General features: G+C 73.7%; 13 protein-coding genes and 1 pseudogene. 7 read left to right on the forward strand and 7 right to left on the reverse strand.

Annotated elements, in window-relative coordinates; genetic code table 11:
- Window positions 1-38: 38 nt before the first annotated feature.
- The 7 genes from ACFVT1_RS20930 (at window position 39) to lgt (ending at window position 5,988) form a co-directional block, all read left to right on the forward strand.
- Window positions 39-539 carry a DUF2752 domain-containing protein gene (locus ACFVT1_RS20930; protein WP_389797455.1) on the forward strand — a complete coding sequence of 167 codons (501 nt, stop codon included), beginning with the start codon at window positions 39-41 and terminating at the stop codon, window positions 537-539.
- Between the two features lie 115 nt (window positions 540-654).
- Window positions 655-1,464 carry an indole-3-glycerol phosphate synthase TrpC gene (trpC, locus tag ACFVT1_RS20935; protein WP_389797457.1) on the forward strand — a complete coding sequence of 270 codons (810 nt, stop codon included), beginning with the start codon at window positions 655-657 and terminating at the stop codon, window positions 1,462-1,464.
- An 8-nt stretch (window positions 1,465-1,472) separates the two neighbouring features.
- A complete protein-coding gene (trpM, locus tag ACFVT1_RS20940; RefSeq protein WP_389797460.1) occupies window positions 1,473-1,739 on the forward strand; it encodes a tryptophan biosynthesis modulator TrpM in 267 nt (88 codons plus the stop codon).
- Between the two features lie 129 nt (window positions 1,740-1,868).
- The gene (gene trpB, locus ACFVT1_RS20945) at window positions 1,869-3,149 is read left to right on the forward strand and encodes a tryptophan synthase subunit beta (protein WP_389797462.1); all 1,281 of its coding nucleotides are present in this window, start codon (window positions 1,869-1,871) and stop codon (window positions 3,147-3,149) included.
- A complete protein-coding gene (gene trpA, locus ACFVT1_RS20950) occupies window positions 3,146-3,958 on the forward strand; it encodes a tryptophan synthase subunit alpha (protein ID WP_389797465.1) in 813 nt (270 codons plus the stop codon). The genes trpB and trpA overlap by 4 nt, the downstream gene beginning before the upstream one ends.
- 75 nt (window positions 3,959-4,033) lie before the next feature.
- Window positions 4,034-4,861, forward strand: coding sequence for a DsbA family protein (locus tag ACFVT1_RS20955; RefSeq protein WP_389797467.1), 828 nt, complete (start codon window positions 4,034-4,036; stop codon window positions 4,859-4,861).
- A 110-nt stretch (window positions 4,862-4,971) separates the two neighbouring features.
- Window positions 4,972-5,988, forward strand: a complete 1,017-nt coding sequence (gene lgt, locus ACFVT1_RS20960; RefSeq protein WP_389797470.1) for a prolipoprotein diacylglyceryl transferase — start codon at window positions 4,972-4,974, stop codon at window positions 5,986-5,988.
- A gap of 97 nt (window positions 5,989-6,085) precedes the next feature.
- Here the strand turns inward: lgt and ACFVT1_RS20965 are convergent, their stop codons facing one another.
- The 7 genes and pseudogenes from ACFVT1_RS20965 to ACFVT1_RS20995 all read right to left on the reverse strand — a co-directional run.
- Window positions 6,086-6,898, reverse strand: a complete 813-nt coding sequence (locus ACFVT1_RS20965) for an HpcH/HpaI aldolase/citrate lyase family protein (protein ID WP_389797473.1) — start codon at window positions 6,896-6,898, stop codon at window positions 6,086-6,088.
- Window positions 6,895-8,094: a CaiB/BaiF CoA transferase family protein gene (locus ACFVT1_RS20970; protein WP_389797475.1), complete on the reverse strand. Its 1,200-nt coding sequence runs from the start codon at window positions 8,092-8,094 to the stop codon at window positions 6,895-6,897. Before ACFVT1_RS20970 ends, ACFVT1_RS20965 begins: the two co-directional genes overlap by 4 nt.
- A complete protein-coding gene (rbsK, locus tag ACFVT1_RS20975) occupies window positions 8,091-8,975 on the reverse strand; it encodes a ribokinase (protein ID WP_389797478.1) in 885 nt (294 codons plus the stop codon). The genes ACFVT1_RS20970 and rbsK overlap by 4 nt, the downstream gene beginning before the upstream one ends.
- Window positions 8,972-10,345, reverse strand: coding sequence for an ADP-ribosylglycohydrolase family protein (locus ACFVT1_RS20980; protein ID WP_389797480.1), 1,374 nt, complete (start codon window positions 10,343-10,345; stop codon window positions 8,972-8,974). Before ACFVT1_RS20980 ends, rbsK begins: the two co-directional genes overlap by 4 nt.
- Window positions 10,342-11,529 carry an ADP-ribosylglycohydrolase family protein gene (locus ACFVT1_RS20985; protein ID WP_389797483.1) on the reverse strand — a complete coding sequence of 396 codons (1,188 nt, stop codon included), beginning with the start codon at window positions 11,527-11,529 and terminating at the stop codon, window positions 10,342-10,344. Before ACFVT1_RS20985 ends, ACFVT1_RS20980 begins: the two co-directional genes overlap by 4 nt.
- Complete coding sequence (locus tag ACFVT1_RS20990; protein ID WP_389797761.1) at window positions 11,471-12,649, reverse strand: ADP-ribosylglycohydrolase family protein; 1,179 nt, start codon at window positions 12,647-12,649, stop codon at window positions 11,471-11,473. The genes ACFVT1_RS20985 and ACFVT1_RS20990 overlap by 59 nt, the downstream gene beginning before the upstream one ends.
- Window positions 12,650-12,955: 306 nt before the next feature.
- Window positions 12,956-14,062 (reverse strand): annotated as a pseudogene (locus ACFVT1_RS20995) (ADP-ribosylglycohydrolase family protein); the annotation flags it as partial.
- Between the last annotated feature and the right edge of the window lie 106 nt (window positions 14,063-14,168).

Genomic DNA, 14,168 nt, shown 5'->3' on the forward strand with positions numbered 1-14,168 from the left:
GGGCTGCGCCTCTCCGCGTCAGCGGGGACAATCACCGGGTGGACGCAACGCCTACTCCAGCCGCCGCACCGCCCGCCCCCGGCCCCCCGCCGGCGCCCGGCCGTCCGTACCCGCCGGTCTTCCCGCCGGCTCCCGCCCCCGCCTCGCGCGTGCGGCGGCTCGCCGTCCCGGTGGGCGTCATGGCGGCTGTCGTCGGCGCCTTCGGCTACGTGGGCTCCGTCGACCCCAACGAACCGGGCCACTACCCGGTCTGCCCGCTGCTCCGGTTCACCGGCCTGTACTGTCCGGGCTGCGGCGGGCTGCGCAGCGCGCACGCCGTCGCGCACGGCGACATCGCCGCCGCCCTCGGCTCCAACGCGCTCGCCGTCGCCGGCTACGGGATTTTCGCCGTCCTCTGGGTGGTCTGGATGGCCCGCGCCGCCCGGGGAAGGCCCATGAGCCTGGCCGCGAAGCCCGCCGTCTGGTGGGGGACCGGGGCGGTGCTGCTGGTCTTCTCGGTCGTCCGGAATCTGCCGTTCGGCTCGGTATTGGCGCCTTGAATGCCCAGGTAGTGGGACATTCACCCACTGGATTCGGGCCCTTTGGCCTCCTGCGGATAGCATTGACATGGCTGATCCTGTTCCCTCATCACCGTCCCGGAAGGGGGCCGCTCGCGTGAGTGTGCTCGACGAGATCATCGACGGCGTACGCGCCGACCTCGCAGAGCGGCAGGCGCGTGTCAGCCTCGACGAGCTGAAGGAACGCGCGGCGCGCGCTCCGGCGGCCAAGGACGGAGTCGCCGTCCTGCGCGGCGAGGGCGTGACCGTCATCTGCGAGGTCAAGCGCTCAAGCCCCTCCAAGGGGGCCCTTGCCGCGATCGCCGACCCGGCCGCGCTCGCCGCGGACTACGAGGCCGGCGGTGCGTCCGTCATCTCGGTCCTCACGGAGGAGCGCCGCTTCGGCGGCTCGCTCGCCGACCTGGAGGCCGTCCGTGCCAAAGTCGACATCCCGGTCCTGCGCAAGGACTTCATCGTCACCTCGTACCAGCTCTGGGAGGCCCGCGCCCACGGCGCCGACCTCGCCCTGCTGATCGTCGCGGCCCTCGACCAGGAGGCCCTGGTCTCCCTGATCGAGCGCGCCGAGTCCATCGGTCTGACGCCGCTGGTCGAGGCGCACGACGAGGAGGAGGCGGAGCGCGCCGTGGACGCCGGAGCGAAGATCATCGGTGTCAACGCGCGCAACCTGAAGGACCTCAAGGTCGACCGCTCCACCTTCGAGCGCGTCGCTCCCGAGATCCCGAACCACATCGTCAAGGTCGCCGAGTCCGGCGTCCGCGGTCCGCACGACCTGATCGCGTACGCCAACGCGGGCGCCGACGCGGTGCTCGTGGGCGAATCGCTGGTCACCGGCCGCGACCCGCGCGCGGCCGTCGCCGACCTGGTCGCCGCGGGCGCCCACCCGGCGCTCCGCCACGGTCGGAGCTGAGCGCGACCGTGTCCGCCGACCGTCCCGCGTCCCGTCTCCGGCCGGGCCTGCGCCCCGCCGGTACGACGGCCCGGGACGCGTACGTGCCGTCGGCACGCGGGCGGCGCCCGCTCGTCTCCCACCACCCCCGGGCGAGGCGGTGCGCGCCGCCCTTCTGGCATCGCGGCTGCCGCGCCCCGGCCCGGCGCGTGCACGGCCGACGGGTGCGCTACGTGATCGGCGACGAGCCCGGCCAGGTCAACGGCATGCGATGGCGCACGGGGTCCGCGCTGTAGCGAGCCCCGGCCGACGTACCCGCACCACTGCTGTCGTACGTACGACCGCGCCGCCCGACCGGTCGGGCGGCGCTCCGCTCGCGGCGCATACGGTGAACCCACCCATTGCAATGTCGAGGAGCACGTCGGATGTCATCTGACTTCTTCATCCCGGACCCGGAGGGTCTGATCCCCAGCGCCGAGGGGTACTTCGGTGCCTTCGGCGGCAAGTTCATCCCGGAGGCGCTCGTCGCCGCCGTGGACGAGGTCGCCGTCGAGTACGACAAGGCGAAGGCCGACCCCGCCTTCGCCGCCGAGCTCAACGAGCTCATGGTCAACTACACCGGCCGCCCCAGCGCGCTGACCGAGGTCCCGCGCTTCGCCGAGCACGCGGGCGGCGCCCGGATCTTCCTCAAGCGCGAGGACCTGAACCACACCGGCTCGCACAAGATCAACAACGTGCTGGGCCAGGCGCTGCTCACGAAGCGCATGGGCAAGACACGGGTCATCGCCGAGACCGGCGCCGGCCAGCACGGCGTCGCCACCGCGACCGCCTGCGCGCTCTTCGGCCTCGAATGCACCATCTACATGGGTGAGATCGACACCGAGCGGCAGGCGCTGAACGTGGCGCGGATGCGGATGCTCGGCGCCGAGGTCATTGCCGTGAAGTCCGGCTCCAGGACCCTGAAGGACGCCATCAACGAGGCGTTCCGCGACTGGGTCGCCAACGTGGACCGCACGCACTACCTCTTCGGCACCGTCGCGGGGCCGCACCCCTTCCCCGCCATGGTCCGCGACTTCCACCGCGTCATCGGCGTCGAGGCCCGCCGCCAGATCCTGGAGCGGACCGGCCGGCTGCCGGACGCCGCGATCGCCTGCGTCGGCGGCGGCTCCAACGCCATCGGGCTCTTCCACGCCTTCATCCCGGACGCCCACGTCCGGCTGATCGGCTGCGAGCCCGCCGGACACGGGGTGGAGACCGGCGAACACGCGGCGACCCTGACCGCGGGCGAGCCCGGCATCCTGCACGGCTCGCGCAGCTACGTCCTCCAGGACGACGAGGGCCAGATCACCGAGCCGTACTCCATCTCGGCCGGGCTCGACTACCCGGGCATCGGCCCGGAGCACGCGTACCTCAAGGACGTCGGCCGCGGCGAGTACCGCGCGGTCACCGACGACGCCGCCATGCAGTCGCTGCGCCTCCTCTCCCGCACCGAGGGGATCATTCCGGCCATCGAGAGCGCCCACGCGCTGGCCGGAGCCCTGGAGGTCGGCCGGGAGCTCGGCAAGGACGGACTGCTCGTGGTCAATCTGTCCGGCCGCGGCGACAAGGACATGGACACGGCGGCCCGCTACTTCGGGCTGTACGGCGGCGCCGACGGGATCGTCGAGGCCGACGCGGCCGACGGGGAAGAGGAGATCACCACATGAGCGGCAACGTCGAATTGCTGAGTTCCTCCCTCGCCCGGGCGAAGGCGGAGAACCGGGCCGCGCTCATCGCGTACCTCCCGGCCGGCTTCCCGACCGTCGACGGCGCGATCGCCGCCGTGAAGGCGGTCGTGGCGGGCGGCGCGGACATCGTCGAGGTCGGACTGCCGCACAGCGACCCGGTGCTCGACGGCCCGGTCATCCAGACCGCCGACGACATCGCCCTGCGCGGCGGTGTGAAGATCGCCGACGTGATGCGCACGGTCCGTGAGGCGTACGAGGCGACCGGGGTCCCGATCCTCGTCATGACGTACTGGAACCCGATCGACCGGTACGGCGTCGAGCGCTTCACGGCCGAGCTCGCCGAGGCCGGCGGCGCCGGGTGCATCCTGCCGGACCTGCCGGTCCAGGAGTCCGAGCTGTGGCGCGAGCACGCGGGCAAGCACGGTCTCGCGACCGTCTTCGTCGTCGCGCCGAGCAGCAGGGACGAGCGCCTCGCCACCATCACCGCGGCCGGCTCCGGCTTCGTCTACGCGGCCTCGCTGATGGGTGTCACCGGCACCCGTGAGTCCGTCGGCGAGCAGGCGCAGGACCTGGTCCGGCGCACCCGCGCCACCACGTCCCTCCCGGTCTGCGTCGGCCTCGGGGTCTCCAACGCCCGGCAGGCCGCCGAGGTCGCGGGCTTCGCCGACGGAGTGATCGTCGGCTCCGCCTTCGTCAAGGGCATGCTCGACGCCCCCGACGAGGAGGCGGGCCTGGCGGCGGTCCGCTCCCTGGCGGGCGAACTCGCCGAAGGCGTTCGAAAGCGCTGAATCGGGCGTCACCCGAACGGGTGGACCTGGTCCCGGGGAGGCACGCACGTGCCTCCCCGGGTCGTTGCTGCGGGTGTGAGCGAGAAGAACGAACAGGGAAAAAGGGCCGCGCGAGACCGGCTCGTCCAGCGGCGTGAGCGCGACAAGGCGCACGAGCGCCGCAGGCGCACGCTGATCGTCAGCAGCGCCGTGGTGGGTGTGCTGGCACTGGCCGCCGTCGTCGGCGTGATCGCCGCGAACACAGGCGGCAAGGGCGGCAAGAGCAAGACGGCCGGTCCCGTCGTCGCACCGTCCGGCGCGACCGGCAAGGACAGCCTGGCCATCCGGGTGGGCGCGGACAACGCCCCGTCGACGCTCACCATCTGGGAGGACTTCCGCTGCCCGGTCTGCGCCCAGTTCGAGAACGTGTTCAGGGACACGGTCCACCAGCTGGAGAACAGCGGACAGATCAAGGTCGAGTACCACCTCGCCACGATCATCGACGGCAATCTCGGCGGCAGCGGTTCGCTGCGGGCGGCCAACGCGGCGGCCTGCGCACAGGGCGCCGGCAAATTCCCCGCCTACCACGACATCCTCTACCGCAACCAGCCGCCGGAGTCCGACGACGCCTTCGCCGACAACGCCAAGCTGGTCGAGCTCGCCGGAAAGGTCCCGGGGCTCGACACCCCCGTCTTCCGCAGCTGTGTGGACGACGGCAAGCACGACAGCTGGGTGAAGAAGTCCAACACGGCGTTCCAGAAGGGCGGATTCCAGGGCACGCCGACCGCGCTGCTCAACGGGGAGCCGATCTTCCCCAAGAAGGGGACCGAACCCATCACCGCGGCGAACCTGAAGAAGTGGGTCGCCGAGGCCAACAAGGGCAAGAAGCCGGGCACGGTCACCCCGGCGCCGCCGGGCTCCTGACCGGTGTCCGGCAGGGGAAACGCCGGAGGAACCGATGACCTGCCCGTTACCCAGACGTTGCCGGGTGTGTTGCCGAACGCCCCACCCGGCAAGGTAGCGTCGACCTTGCCATGGACCTTGCCTACATTCCCAGTCCGTCGACCGGCGTGATCAATCTCGGCCCGATCCCGCTCCGCGGCTACGCGTTCTGCATCATCATCGGTGTCTTCGTCGCCGTCTGGTTCGGCAACAAGCGCTGGATCGCCCGGGGCGGCAGAGCCGGCACTGTTGCCGACATCGCCGTCTGGGCCGTGCCCTTCGGCCTCGTCGGAGGCCGGCTCTACCACGTGATCACCGACTACCAGCTGTACTTCAGCGAGGGTGAGAACTGGGTCGACGCCTTCAAGATCTGGCAGGGCGGCCTCGGCATCTGGGGCGCGATCGCCCTCGGCGCCGTCGGTGCCTGGATCGGCTGCCGCCGCCGCGGCATCCCGCTGCCGGCCTGGGCCGACGCGCTCGCGCCCGGCATCGCCCTCGCCCAGGCCTGCGGCCGCTGGGGCAACTGGTTCAACCAGGAGCTGTACGGCAGGCCGACCGATGTGCCGTGGGCGCTGAAGATCAGCGAGGGCCCCAACCGGGTCGCCGGTACGTACCACCCGACGTTTCTGTACGAGTCGCTGTGGTGCGTCGGCGTCGCCCTGCTGGTGATCTGGGCGGACCGCCGCTTCAAGCTCGGACACGGCCGGGCGTTCGCGCTGTACGTCGCCTCGTACTGCGCCGGGCGGGCCTGGATCGAGTACATGCGGGTCGACGAGGCCCACCACATCCTGGGCCTGCGGCTCAATGTGTGGACCGCGTTGATCGTCTTCGTGCTGGCGGTGCTGTACATGGTGATCTCGGCGAAGGTGCGGCCGGGGCGCGAGGAGATCGTGGAGCCGGGCGCCGCCGAGGACGAGGCGGACGCCGAAGGCGCCGAGGACGCGAAGAAGGACGCTGCCGCCACGGCGGACGTGACCGCGGACGCGACCGCCGACGCGGATGCGGACGGTGGCGTCGAGCGGGCCGAGGACAGCGCCGCGGAGGTGCCGGAGAAGGAAGGCACCGGGGCGGCGAAGAGCGGCACCGCGGAGGCGGCGAAGAACGGCTGAGCCGTATGCGCTGGTGCGTGGGGCCCCGAACCGGACGGTTCGGGGCCCCACGCTCTGTGTCGGCCCGCGGCCGCGTCCCCCGTCCGGCGCCTCACCGTCACCCGGCCCTCCGTGCCAGCGCCAGTGTGCGGCGGGCCGAGGCCACTACCGCCGCGTCGACGAACCGGCCGTCCGGGAGGGCGAGCGCGCCCTCGTCCGCCGTGGCCGCCTCCAGGATCTCCGCCGCCGCCTCGACCTCCTGTGCCGTCGGGCGGAACGCCCGCTCGATGACCGGGAGCTGGCGGGGATGGATCGCGGACCGGCCCAGGAACCCCAGTGTCCGGCCGTGCGCGCAGGACCTGGCCAGTCCGTCCAGGTCCCGTACGTCCGTGAACACCGACTGGGTGGGGGGCGCGATTCCGGCCGCGCGGGCGGCGACCACGACCCGACTGCGCGACCAGTCGAGCCCGGCGTCCTCCCGCAGCCCCAGATCCGCCCGGAGGTCCGCCTCGCCCAGGGCGATGGAGCGCACCTGGGGATGGGAGGCGGCGACGGTGTACGCGTGCTCGATGCCGAGCGCCGATTCCAGCAGCGGACAGAGTGCGACCCCCGGTGCCACAGCCGCGATGTGATGGACGGACGCCGCGTGTGTGATCTTGGGCAGCCGGAGTTCGGCGAGGCCCGGCAGCCCGGCCAGGGCGAGGATGTCCGCCTCGGTGTGGACCCGGACGTGGATCGGTACGGCCGGGTCCGCGGCCGGTTCGGACAGGAGCTCGGCGGTGGCCGACCGCGCGTACTCCTTGCGGTCCGGTGCGACCGCGTCCTCCAGGTCGACGATCACCACGTCCGCGCCCGCGTCGCGTGCCTTGCGCACCACCTCCGGCCGGTCGCCGGGGACGTAGAGCAGGGTGAGCGGGACCGCCGCCGTCACAGGACGTTCTCCGCACGCAGCGCGGCGATCTCCGGGCCCGACAGCCCCAGCCCGGTCAGGATCTCCTCGGTGTCCGCGCCGTGCGGCCGGCCCGCCCAGCGGATCGCGCCGGGTGTCCCGGAGAGACGGAACAGGACGTTCTGCATTCTCAGCGGTCCCAGCTCGGGGTCGTCGATCTCGGCGATGGAGCCCAGGGCCCGGTACTGCGGGTCCTCCATCACGTCCTGGATGCCGTGGATCGGCGCGATGGCCGCCTCCGCCTTCTCGAAGGCGGCGACCGCCTCCTCACGGGTGTGCCGGGCGACCCAGTTCCCGACCGCCCCGTCGAGTTCGTCGGCGTGCTCGGCGCGGGTGGTGCCGGAGCCGAACCAGGGTTCGTCGATCAGCTCGGGCCGGCCGACCAGGCGCATCACCCGCTCGGCGATCGACTGGGCGGAGGTGGAGACCGCGACCCAGTGCCCGTCGGAGGTGCGGTACGTGTTGCGCGGCGCGTTGTTGCGGGAGCGGTTGCCGGTGCGCGGCTGCACGTAACCGAGCTGGTCGTACCAGACGGGCTGCGGCCCCAGCACCGTCAGGATCGGCTCGATGATCGCCATGTCGACGATCTGCCCCTCCCCGGTCCTGTCGCGTCCGGCGAGAGCGGCCATCACGGCGTACGCGGTGGCCAGCGCCGCGATCGAGTCGGCGAGCCCGAACGGCGGGAGCGTGGGCGGTCCGTCCGGTTCCCCGGTGATCGCGGCGAACCCGCTCATCGCCTCGGCCAGGGTGCCGAAGCCGGGGCGGTGCGCGTACGGGCCGAACTGGCCGAAGCCGGTGACCCTGGCCAGCACCAGCCGCGGATTGACCGCGTGCAGCTCATCCCAGCCCAGGCCCCAGCGCTCCAGCGTCCCGGGCCGGAAGTTCTCGATGATCACATCGGTCCCGGCGGCCAGCCGGAGCAGGATGTCGCGGCCGCCGGGGCTGGACAGATCGAGGGTCAGATTGCGCTTGTTGCGGCCGAGCAGCTTCCACCACAGGCCGACACCGTCCTTCGTCGGGCCGTGCCCGCGCGACGGATCGGGCCTGCGCGGATGCTCCACCTTGATCACCTCCGCACCGAAGTCGCCGAGCATGGTGGCGGAGAGGGGGCCCGCGAAGAGCGTGGCGAGGTCGATGACCCGTAGTCCGGTCAGGGGTGCCTGCGCGGGCGCGTTCATGCGGCGTCGATCTCGCCGCGGTACGGCATGGAGGCCGAGGCGCCCGGCCTCTGCACACAGAGCGCGGCGGCGGACGAGGCCCAGGCCAGTGACTCGGGAACGGGCCGCCGCTCGCCGAGCGCCACGGCCAGCGTGCCGACGAAGGTGTCCCCGGCCCCGGTGGTGTCGACGGCGGTGACCTCGGGGGCGGGGAAGAGGACGGGTTCGCCGCCCCGGGCCGCGTACAGGCAGCCCTTCGGGCCGAGTGTGAGGACGACGGCCGGGACCTGGCTGAGCAGGATCTGCGCCGCCGCACGGGGATCCGAGGCGCCGGTGAGCGCGGCCGCCTCGTGCTCGTTGGGGATCAGCAGGTCGACGCAGTCGAGGAGCTCGGCGGGCAGCGGCTGCACGGGGGACGGGGTGAGGATGGTCCGTACGCCCTGGGCGTGGGCCACGCGCGCGCCCTCCGCCACGGCGGACAGCGGCAGCTCCAGCTGGAGGAGCAGCAGATCGGCGCCGGCGATGGCGGCCATTTCGCCGGGGCCGAGCGCGGTGACGGTGCCATTGGCGCCGGGGATCACCACGATGGAGTTGGAGCCCATGTCGTCCACGACGATGTGCGCGGTGCCGCTGGGGCCTTCGGCGGTGTGCAGCAGATCGGTGTCGACGCCCGCGTGCTCCAGGGTGAACCGCAGCAGGGTGCCGTACGCGTCGTCGCCGACCGCGCCGATCATGGTCACCTCGCCGCCCGCACGGGCGGCGGCCACCGCCTGGTTGGCGCCCTTGCCGCCGGGCACGGTGCGGAACTCCCGCCCGGTGACGGTCTCTCCGAGTTCCGGGGCCCGTGCGGTGTATGCGACAAGGTCCATATGGGTGCTGCCGAGCACCGCGATGCCGGTCATGGGCGGAGTGCCTCCTCATGGGTGAGCCGGTGGGTCTGTTCGGCGAGTGCGTCGAAGCCGATGGAGTCGAAGCCGGGCACGGACGTGGCCAGGCGGTTCTTCAGCGGGGCGGTCCAGCGGTCGGGCAGCGCGCCGGGGCTGCCGGCCAGCAGGCCGGCGAGCGAACCGGCGGTCGCGCCGTTGGAGTCGGTGTCCCAGCCACCCGACACCGCACGGCAGACGGAGCCGGAGAAGTCGCCGTCGGCGTGGGTCAGGGCGGCGGCGAGCAGTGTGGCATTGGGCAGCACATGGACCCAGTGGTGGCCGCCGTACTCGGCGTGCAGCCGGTCGGCCACGGCGTCGAAATCGCCGTGGCCGCGGGCCGCCGCGACACCGAATCGCACCGCGTGCGCGAACCGGGAACGAGGCGGTACGACGCGCAGCCCGGCGGCCAGGCAGCCGTGTACACCGGTTTCGCCGCCGGCCGCCTCGGCGAGCGCCGCGGCGGTGAACATCGCCCCGTACACCCCGTTGGCGGTATGGGTGAGGACGGCGTCCCGATGCGCCTGCTCCGCCGCGGCCGACGGGTCACCGGGATGCGTCCAGCCATGCACGTCGGCCCGGATCTGCGCACCGATCCACTCCCGGAACGGGTTGCGGTACCGGGCGGTGTGCGGGGGCTCGATGCCGTCGAGCAGATTGCGGTACGCGATCCGCTCGGCGGTGAACGTCCGGCCCGCCGGAAGCTCGTCGAGCCAGAGCCGGGCGAGGTCGGCGGTGGTGAAGGACGGGCCGTGCCGCTGGAGCAACAGCACCGTGAGCAGAGGGTGGTTGAGGTCGTCGTCCTCCGGCATGCCGTCGATGTTCTCGGCCAGGGAGGTGGACGCGGAGCGGCGGTTCCAGGGGTAGGTGGCGGCCAGCTCGGCGGGCAGCCCCTTGGCGGTGAACCAGGTGGTGAGCGGCCAGTTCCCGGTGGCGCGGGCCAGTGCGCGGATGCCGGCCAGCGGAAGTTTCTCGACGGGCTTGCCGAGCAGGCAGCCGGCGGCCCGGCCCAGCCAGGCGGCGTGCAGCCGGTCGTGGCTCACCGCGGGCAGGTCCGTGCGGGGGGCGGGCCAGTCGGGGCAGGCGGCCCGGATCGCGGGCAGGTCCGTCGGCTCGTCGCCGTCCAACGGCGAGTCCAGCAGGGCGAGTTCGTCCAGCAGCCGTTCGGCGAGGGCGCGCAGCTCGGGTGCCGGAGCGGTCGACGCGCCCGCGCGCTCCGGTGCGGGGGCGCCGCCCGCCTCGTACCACCGGCGCGCGATCGCCCGCGCGTCCCGGCCGTCCTCGGCCGCCTGGCGCAGCTCGTGCCCGACCAGGTCCTCGGGCTGCACCCAGGTCACCCGTACCGTCATGGTGTGCCCGCCAGCGCGGTGAACGCCGACTCGTGTGCGCGGCGCCGGGCCGTGTCCCGTGCGAACACCTCGCGGGCGACGTCCGCCAGCGTCCGCGCGGGGGCGTGCAGATCGAGCCGGCTTGCCTCGCCGACCGTGTTCACCCAGGTGGCGGGGATCGGCCGTTCGCCGTGGAGCGCGCCCGCGATCGCGCCGCTCATGGTGGCGATCGAGTCGCAGTCCCGGCCGTAGTTGACCGAGCCGAGGACCGTGTGCCGGTAGTCGCCGTCCGCGACGAGCAGCATGCCGAGCGCGATCGGGAGTTCCTCGATGGCGTGCAGCCGGGACGGCCGGCGGGCGCCGAGCGAGGGGGAGCGGTAGTCGGGGCCGACGGTGTCGAAGGGGGCGACGGCGGTACGCAGCGGGGCCAGCGCCGACTCGAAGTCGCCGTACCGGGCGGCCACTTCGCACACCGCCTCGATCGCGGACCGGGTGCCGTCCTTGGCGAGCGACAGACAGGTGTCGACGACGCCGGCGGGCGTCGCGTCCGGGGCGCAGGCGGCGGCGACGGCCGCGGCGAAGACTCCGGCCGCCTCCCTGCCGTACGAGGACTGGTGGGCGCCGGCGACGTCCAGCGCCTCCGCGTAGGCGGCATGCGGGTGGGCGGCGTTGACCAGGCCGACGGGTGCCATGTACATCGCCGCCCCGCAGTTGACGATGTTTCCGGAACCCGCCTCGCGCGGGTCGACGTGGCCGTAGTGCAGCCGCGCGACGATCCACTTCTCGGCGAGGAAGACGCGCTGGAGCGGCAGTGCGTCCGCCTCCAGCTCCGGGATCCAGCGCGGGGTCGAGATCAGCTCGGGCACCAGGTGTCCGGCGACCGCGTACGCGTCGAGATGGTCGCGCACCGCCCCGTACACGCGTACCAGCGCATGGGTCATCAAGGTGTCGTCGGTGACGTGGCCGTCGCCCTTGTGGTACGGGGCGATGGGGCGGGCGGTACGCCAGTCGTCGCCGTCCCACGGGCCGACGATGCCGCTGATCCGCCCGCCGTGGCGGGCCGTGATCTGCTCGGGGGACCGGCCCTCGACCGGACCGCCGAGCGCGTCGCCGACCGCCGCGCCGACGAGTGCTCCGGTGATCCGTTCATCGAGCGCGAGTGCCGTGGCCCTCGCCTCGGAGCGCAGGGGCGCTGTGAATGTCATGTCCGAATTGTCCACCAGGGGGCTTCGGTTCCGTGTCTGCCAGCAGCCCGGCGAGTTCGATGAGATCGGTCCCCGCGAGGCGGGGGAGCGCGCACCCGGCCAGGGTGCGGCAGGCCTCGCGCCAGCCGTTCGGGACGGCGCCGGCGCCGCCGAGCGCACCGGTCAGCGCACCGGCCAGGGCGGGCGCCGAGTCGGCCACCCGGGACAGGCACGCCGCCGCGGGAACGGCCTGGGCGATCTGCCCGCGCGCCGCCGTGGCCAGCGCGAGGGCGACCGGGACGGTCTCGGCGGCCGCGATTCCGTAGCTGTAGACGTGGTCGACGATCTGATGCTCCAGCACCGGGACGAGGGCGAACGCACCCGCCGCCTCACCGACGAAGTCGCGGGCGATCCGGACGGCGTGGGCGGCGTTGCGGGCGATCTCCGTGCCGTCGGGGAGCTGGGCGAGGGCGGCGTTCACCGCGGTGTCCACGTCCGCGCCGCCCAGCGCCTCGGCGATCGCGGACGCCATCGCCCGTGCGCCGTGCACGCCGTCGCCGTCCTGGGTGTAGCGGGCGTCGAACTCCGCGAGGTCGGCGGCCGCGGCGGGGTCGGCGGGGTGGGCGACGGCGAGCACGGCGGCCCGTACGCAGGCCGCGTCGTCGAAGTAGTGCGGGTTGTCGTGCCCGGTGGCGGGCGGGCGCAGCCCGGCGGCCAGGTTGCCGAGCCCGGCCCGCACCGAGATCCGGGCGCGCAGGGGGAGCACCGCGGACTCGATCTCGGGGGCGCGGGCGGAGGCCGCGGCGACCTCGGCCGCCAGCGCGTTCCAGGCGGCGTCGATGGCGGCCCGCATGCGGCGTTCGGGGGACAGCCCGTGCAGCGGACCGGCCGCCGAGGCGAGCACCGTCCCGGCGGCGAACGCCGCCCATTCGGCGTCGTCGGAGGGCCCGAGCCGCAGGGGTTCGGGCGGCTGGTTGAGTGCGATCGGGACGGGCAGCGTGGTCGTGGCGTTCTGCTCGGCGAAGGTGTCGAGCTCCCGGGTGAGGCGCCGGGTCCACTCGGGCATCCGGGTGGCCCGGTGCCGCGCGGCCGGCCACCCGGCGGCGTCCCCGGCGGCGAGCCCGAGCAACAGCCCCTCGATCCGGGCCCGATGCCCCGGCGCGGGACGGGTGCGGAGCCGGGCGGCGGCGGGGGAGACGGCGGCGCGGGGGGCGGGGTCCGGCCCCGCGCCGGTCCGGTCCGGTCCGGCGTCCGTACGCGCCTGGTGCCGGGACCGGTCCCCGTCGTCGGCCGCGGGCGGGGCGCCCTGCGGCCTACGGGCTTCGCCCGTCGCACCCGGCCCTGGCCTCGCACCCGGCCCTGGCCTCGCACCCGGCCCTGGCCTCGCACCCGGCCCTGCACCCGCACTCGGCCCTGGCCCTGGCCCTGCACCCGCCCCCGCCCCCGCACCCGGCCCCGCGCAGGCCTCGTCCGCCTCGTCCGGCGTGAGCAATTCCGCGATGTCCAGGACGTGGTAGCCCCGCATCGACGGCAGGCAGCTGCCCCGGACCGGGCCGATCGCCTCCCCCCAGGTGCGCGGGATCGCGGACGCCCCGTGCAGGGCGCCGGCCAGGGCCCCCGCCACCGCGGCCGTGGTGTCCGCGTCGCGGCCCATGTTGACCGCGGTCAGCACCGCCGTACGGAAGTCGCCGCGCGCCGCCGCGAACGCGCCGAACGCCAGGCCGACCGCCTCCGGCGCCAGATCCGTCCACGGGTAGCCGCCGACGACCACCGCGGAACGCACCGCGCGCTCCATGGTCAGCCGGTCGGGGTACGTGCGCTGCGCGGCCGCCACCGCGCGCCGCAGCGAGCGCGCCGTCCAGGAGTCCATGGGGACGACGGACAGCGCGGCGGCGATCACCGACGTGACCCCGGACCCCACCATCGCGGCGGCCACCCCGGCCGCCACCGCCTGACCGCCGTAGATGCCCTCCCCGTCATGGCTGACCCGCCCGTCCACCGCGACCAGGCGTGCCGCCTCGTACGGCCGGCCCGCCGCGAAGACGCCGAACGGTGCCGCCCGCATCGCCAGGCCGTCGCTCCAGGCATGCCGGTGCTGGGCGGAGATCGGGGCGGCGAGGCCCCGGCGCAGATTCTCCAGCGTGCCCCGCTCGCTGAACCCGGCACCGCGGAACGGCCCCTCGTCCAGATCGGCGATCCACAGATGCCAGGCCCGCTCCACCTGGGTGACGGTGAGCGCCGAACCGTGCCGGGCGAGCAGCAGCCCGGAGAAGATCGCGTACTCCGTGTCGTCCGTGCCCGCCGGGTCGTCGCTCACGAAGCCTTCGATCCGGCCCCAGCGGCGACGGATCTCGGACGGCCGCAGGTTCTCCGCCGGTGCGCCCAGCGCGTCACCGACCGCGAGACCGAGCAGGGACCCCCTGGCCCGGTCGCCCAGGTCCCCCCGGGGCGCCTCGCTCCGGTCCGCGCCGCCGCCCGCCGCCGGTGCGCCGTCTCCAACCGCTGCCGTACCGCCTGTCCGCGGCTCTGCCTGATTTCCTGCGATCAACTCCATCGCGTCGACCCTTCGCTCGCGCCGAGCCAGTTCTCCTGCCTCCTCGATCTGTCCCACGCGGAGCTACGACAGAGGCCGATCATCACAACAAAAGGGCCAGTCGGAT

The organism is Streptomyces sp. NPDC057963, from assembly GCF_042887155.1.
Classification (GTDB): domain Bacteria; phylum Actinomycetota; class Actinomycetes; order Streptomycetales; family Streptomycetaceae; genus Streptomyces.

Excerpts from the sequence above, each read along its gene's own strand:
- trpB (WP_389797462.1), top strand. The coding sequence starts at position 1,869 with ATGTCATCTGACTTCTTCATCCCGGACCCGGAGGGTCTGATCCCCAGC.
- trpA (WP_389797465.1), top strand. The coding sequence starts at position 3,146 with ATGAGCGGCAACGTCGAATTGCTGAGTTCCTCCCTCGCCCGGGCGAAG.
- lgt (WP_389797470.1), top strand. The coding sequence starts at position 4,972 with ATGGACCTTGCCTACATTCCCAGTCCGTCGACCGGCGTGATCAATCTC.
- ACFVT1_RS20970 (WP_389797475.1), bottom strand. The coding sequence starts at position 8,094 with ATGAACGCGCCCGCGCAGGCACCCCTGACCGGACTACGGGTCATCGAC.
- rbsK (WP_389797478.1), bottom strand. The coding sequence starts at position 8,975 with ATGACCGGCATCGCGGTGCTCGGCAGCACCCATATGGACCTTGTCGCA.
- ACFVT1_RS20980 (WP_389797480.1), bottom strand. The coding sequence starts at position 10,345 with ATGACGGTACGGGTGACCTGGGTGCAGCCCGAGGACCTGGTCGGGCAC.
- ACFVT1_RS20985 (WP_389797483.1), bottom strand. The coding sequence starts at position 11,529 with ATGACATTCACAGCGCCCCTGCGCTCCGAGGCGAGGGCCACGGCACTC.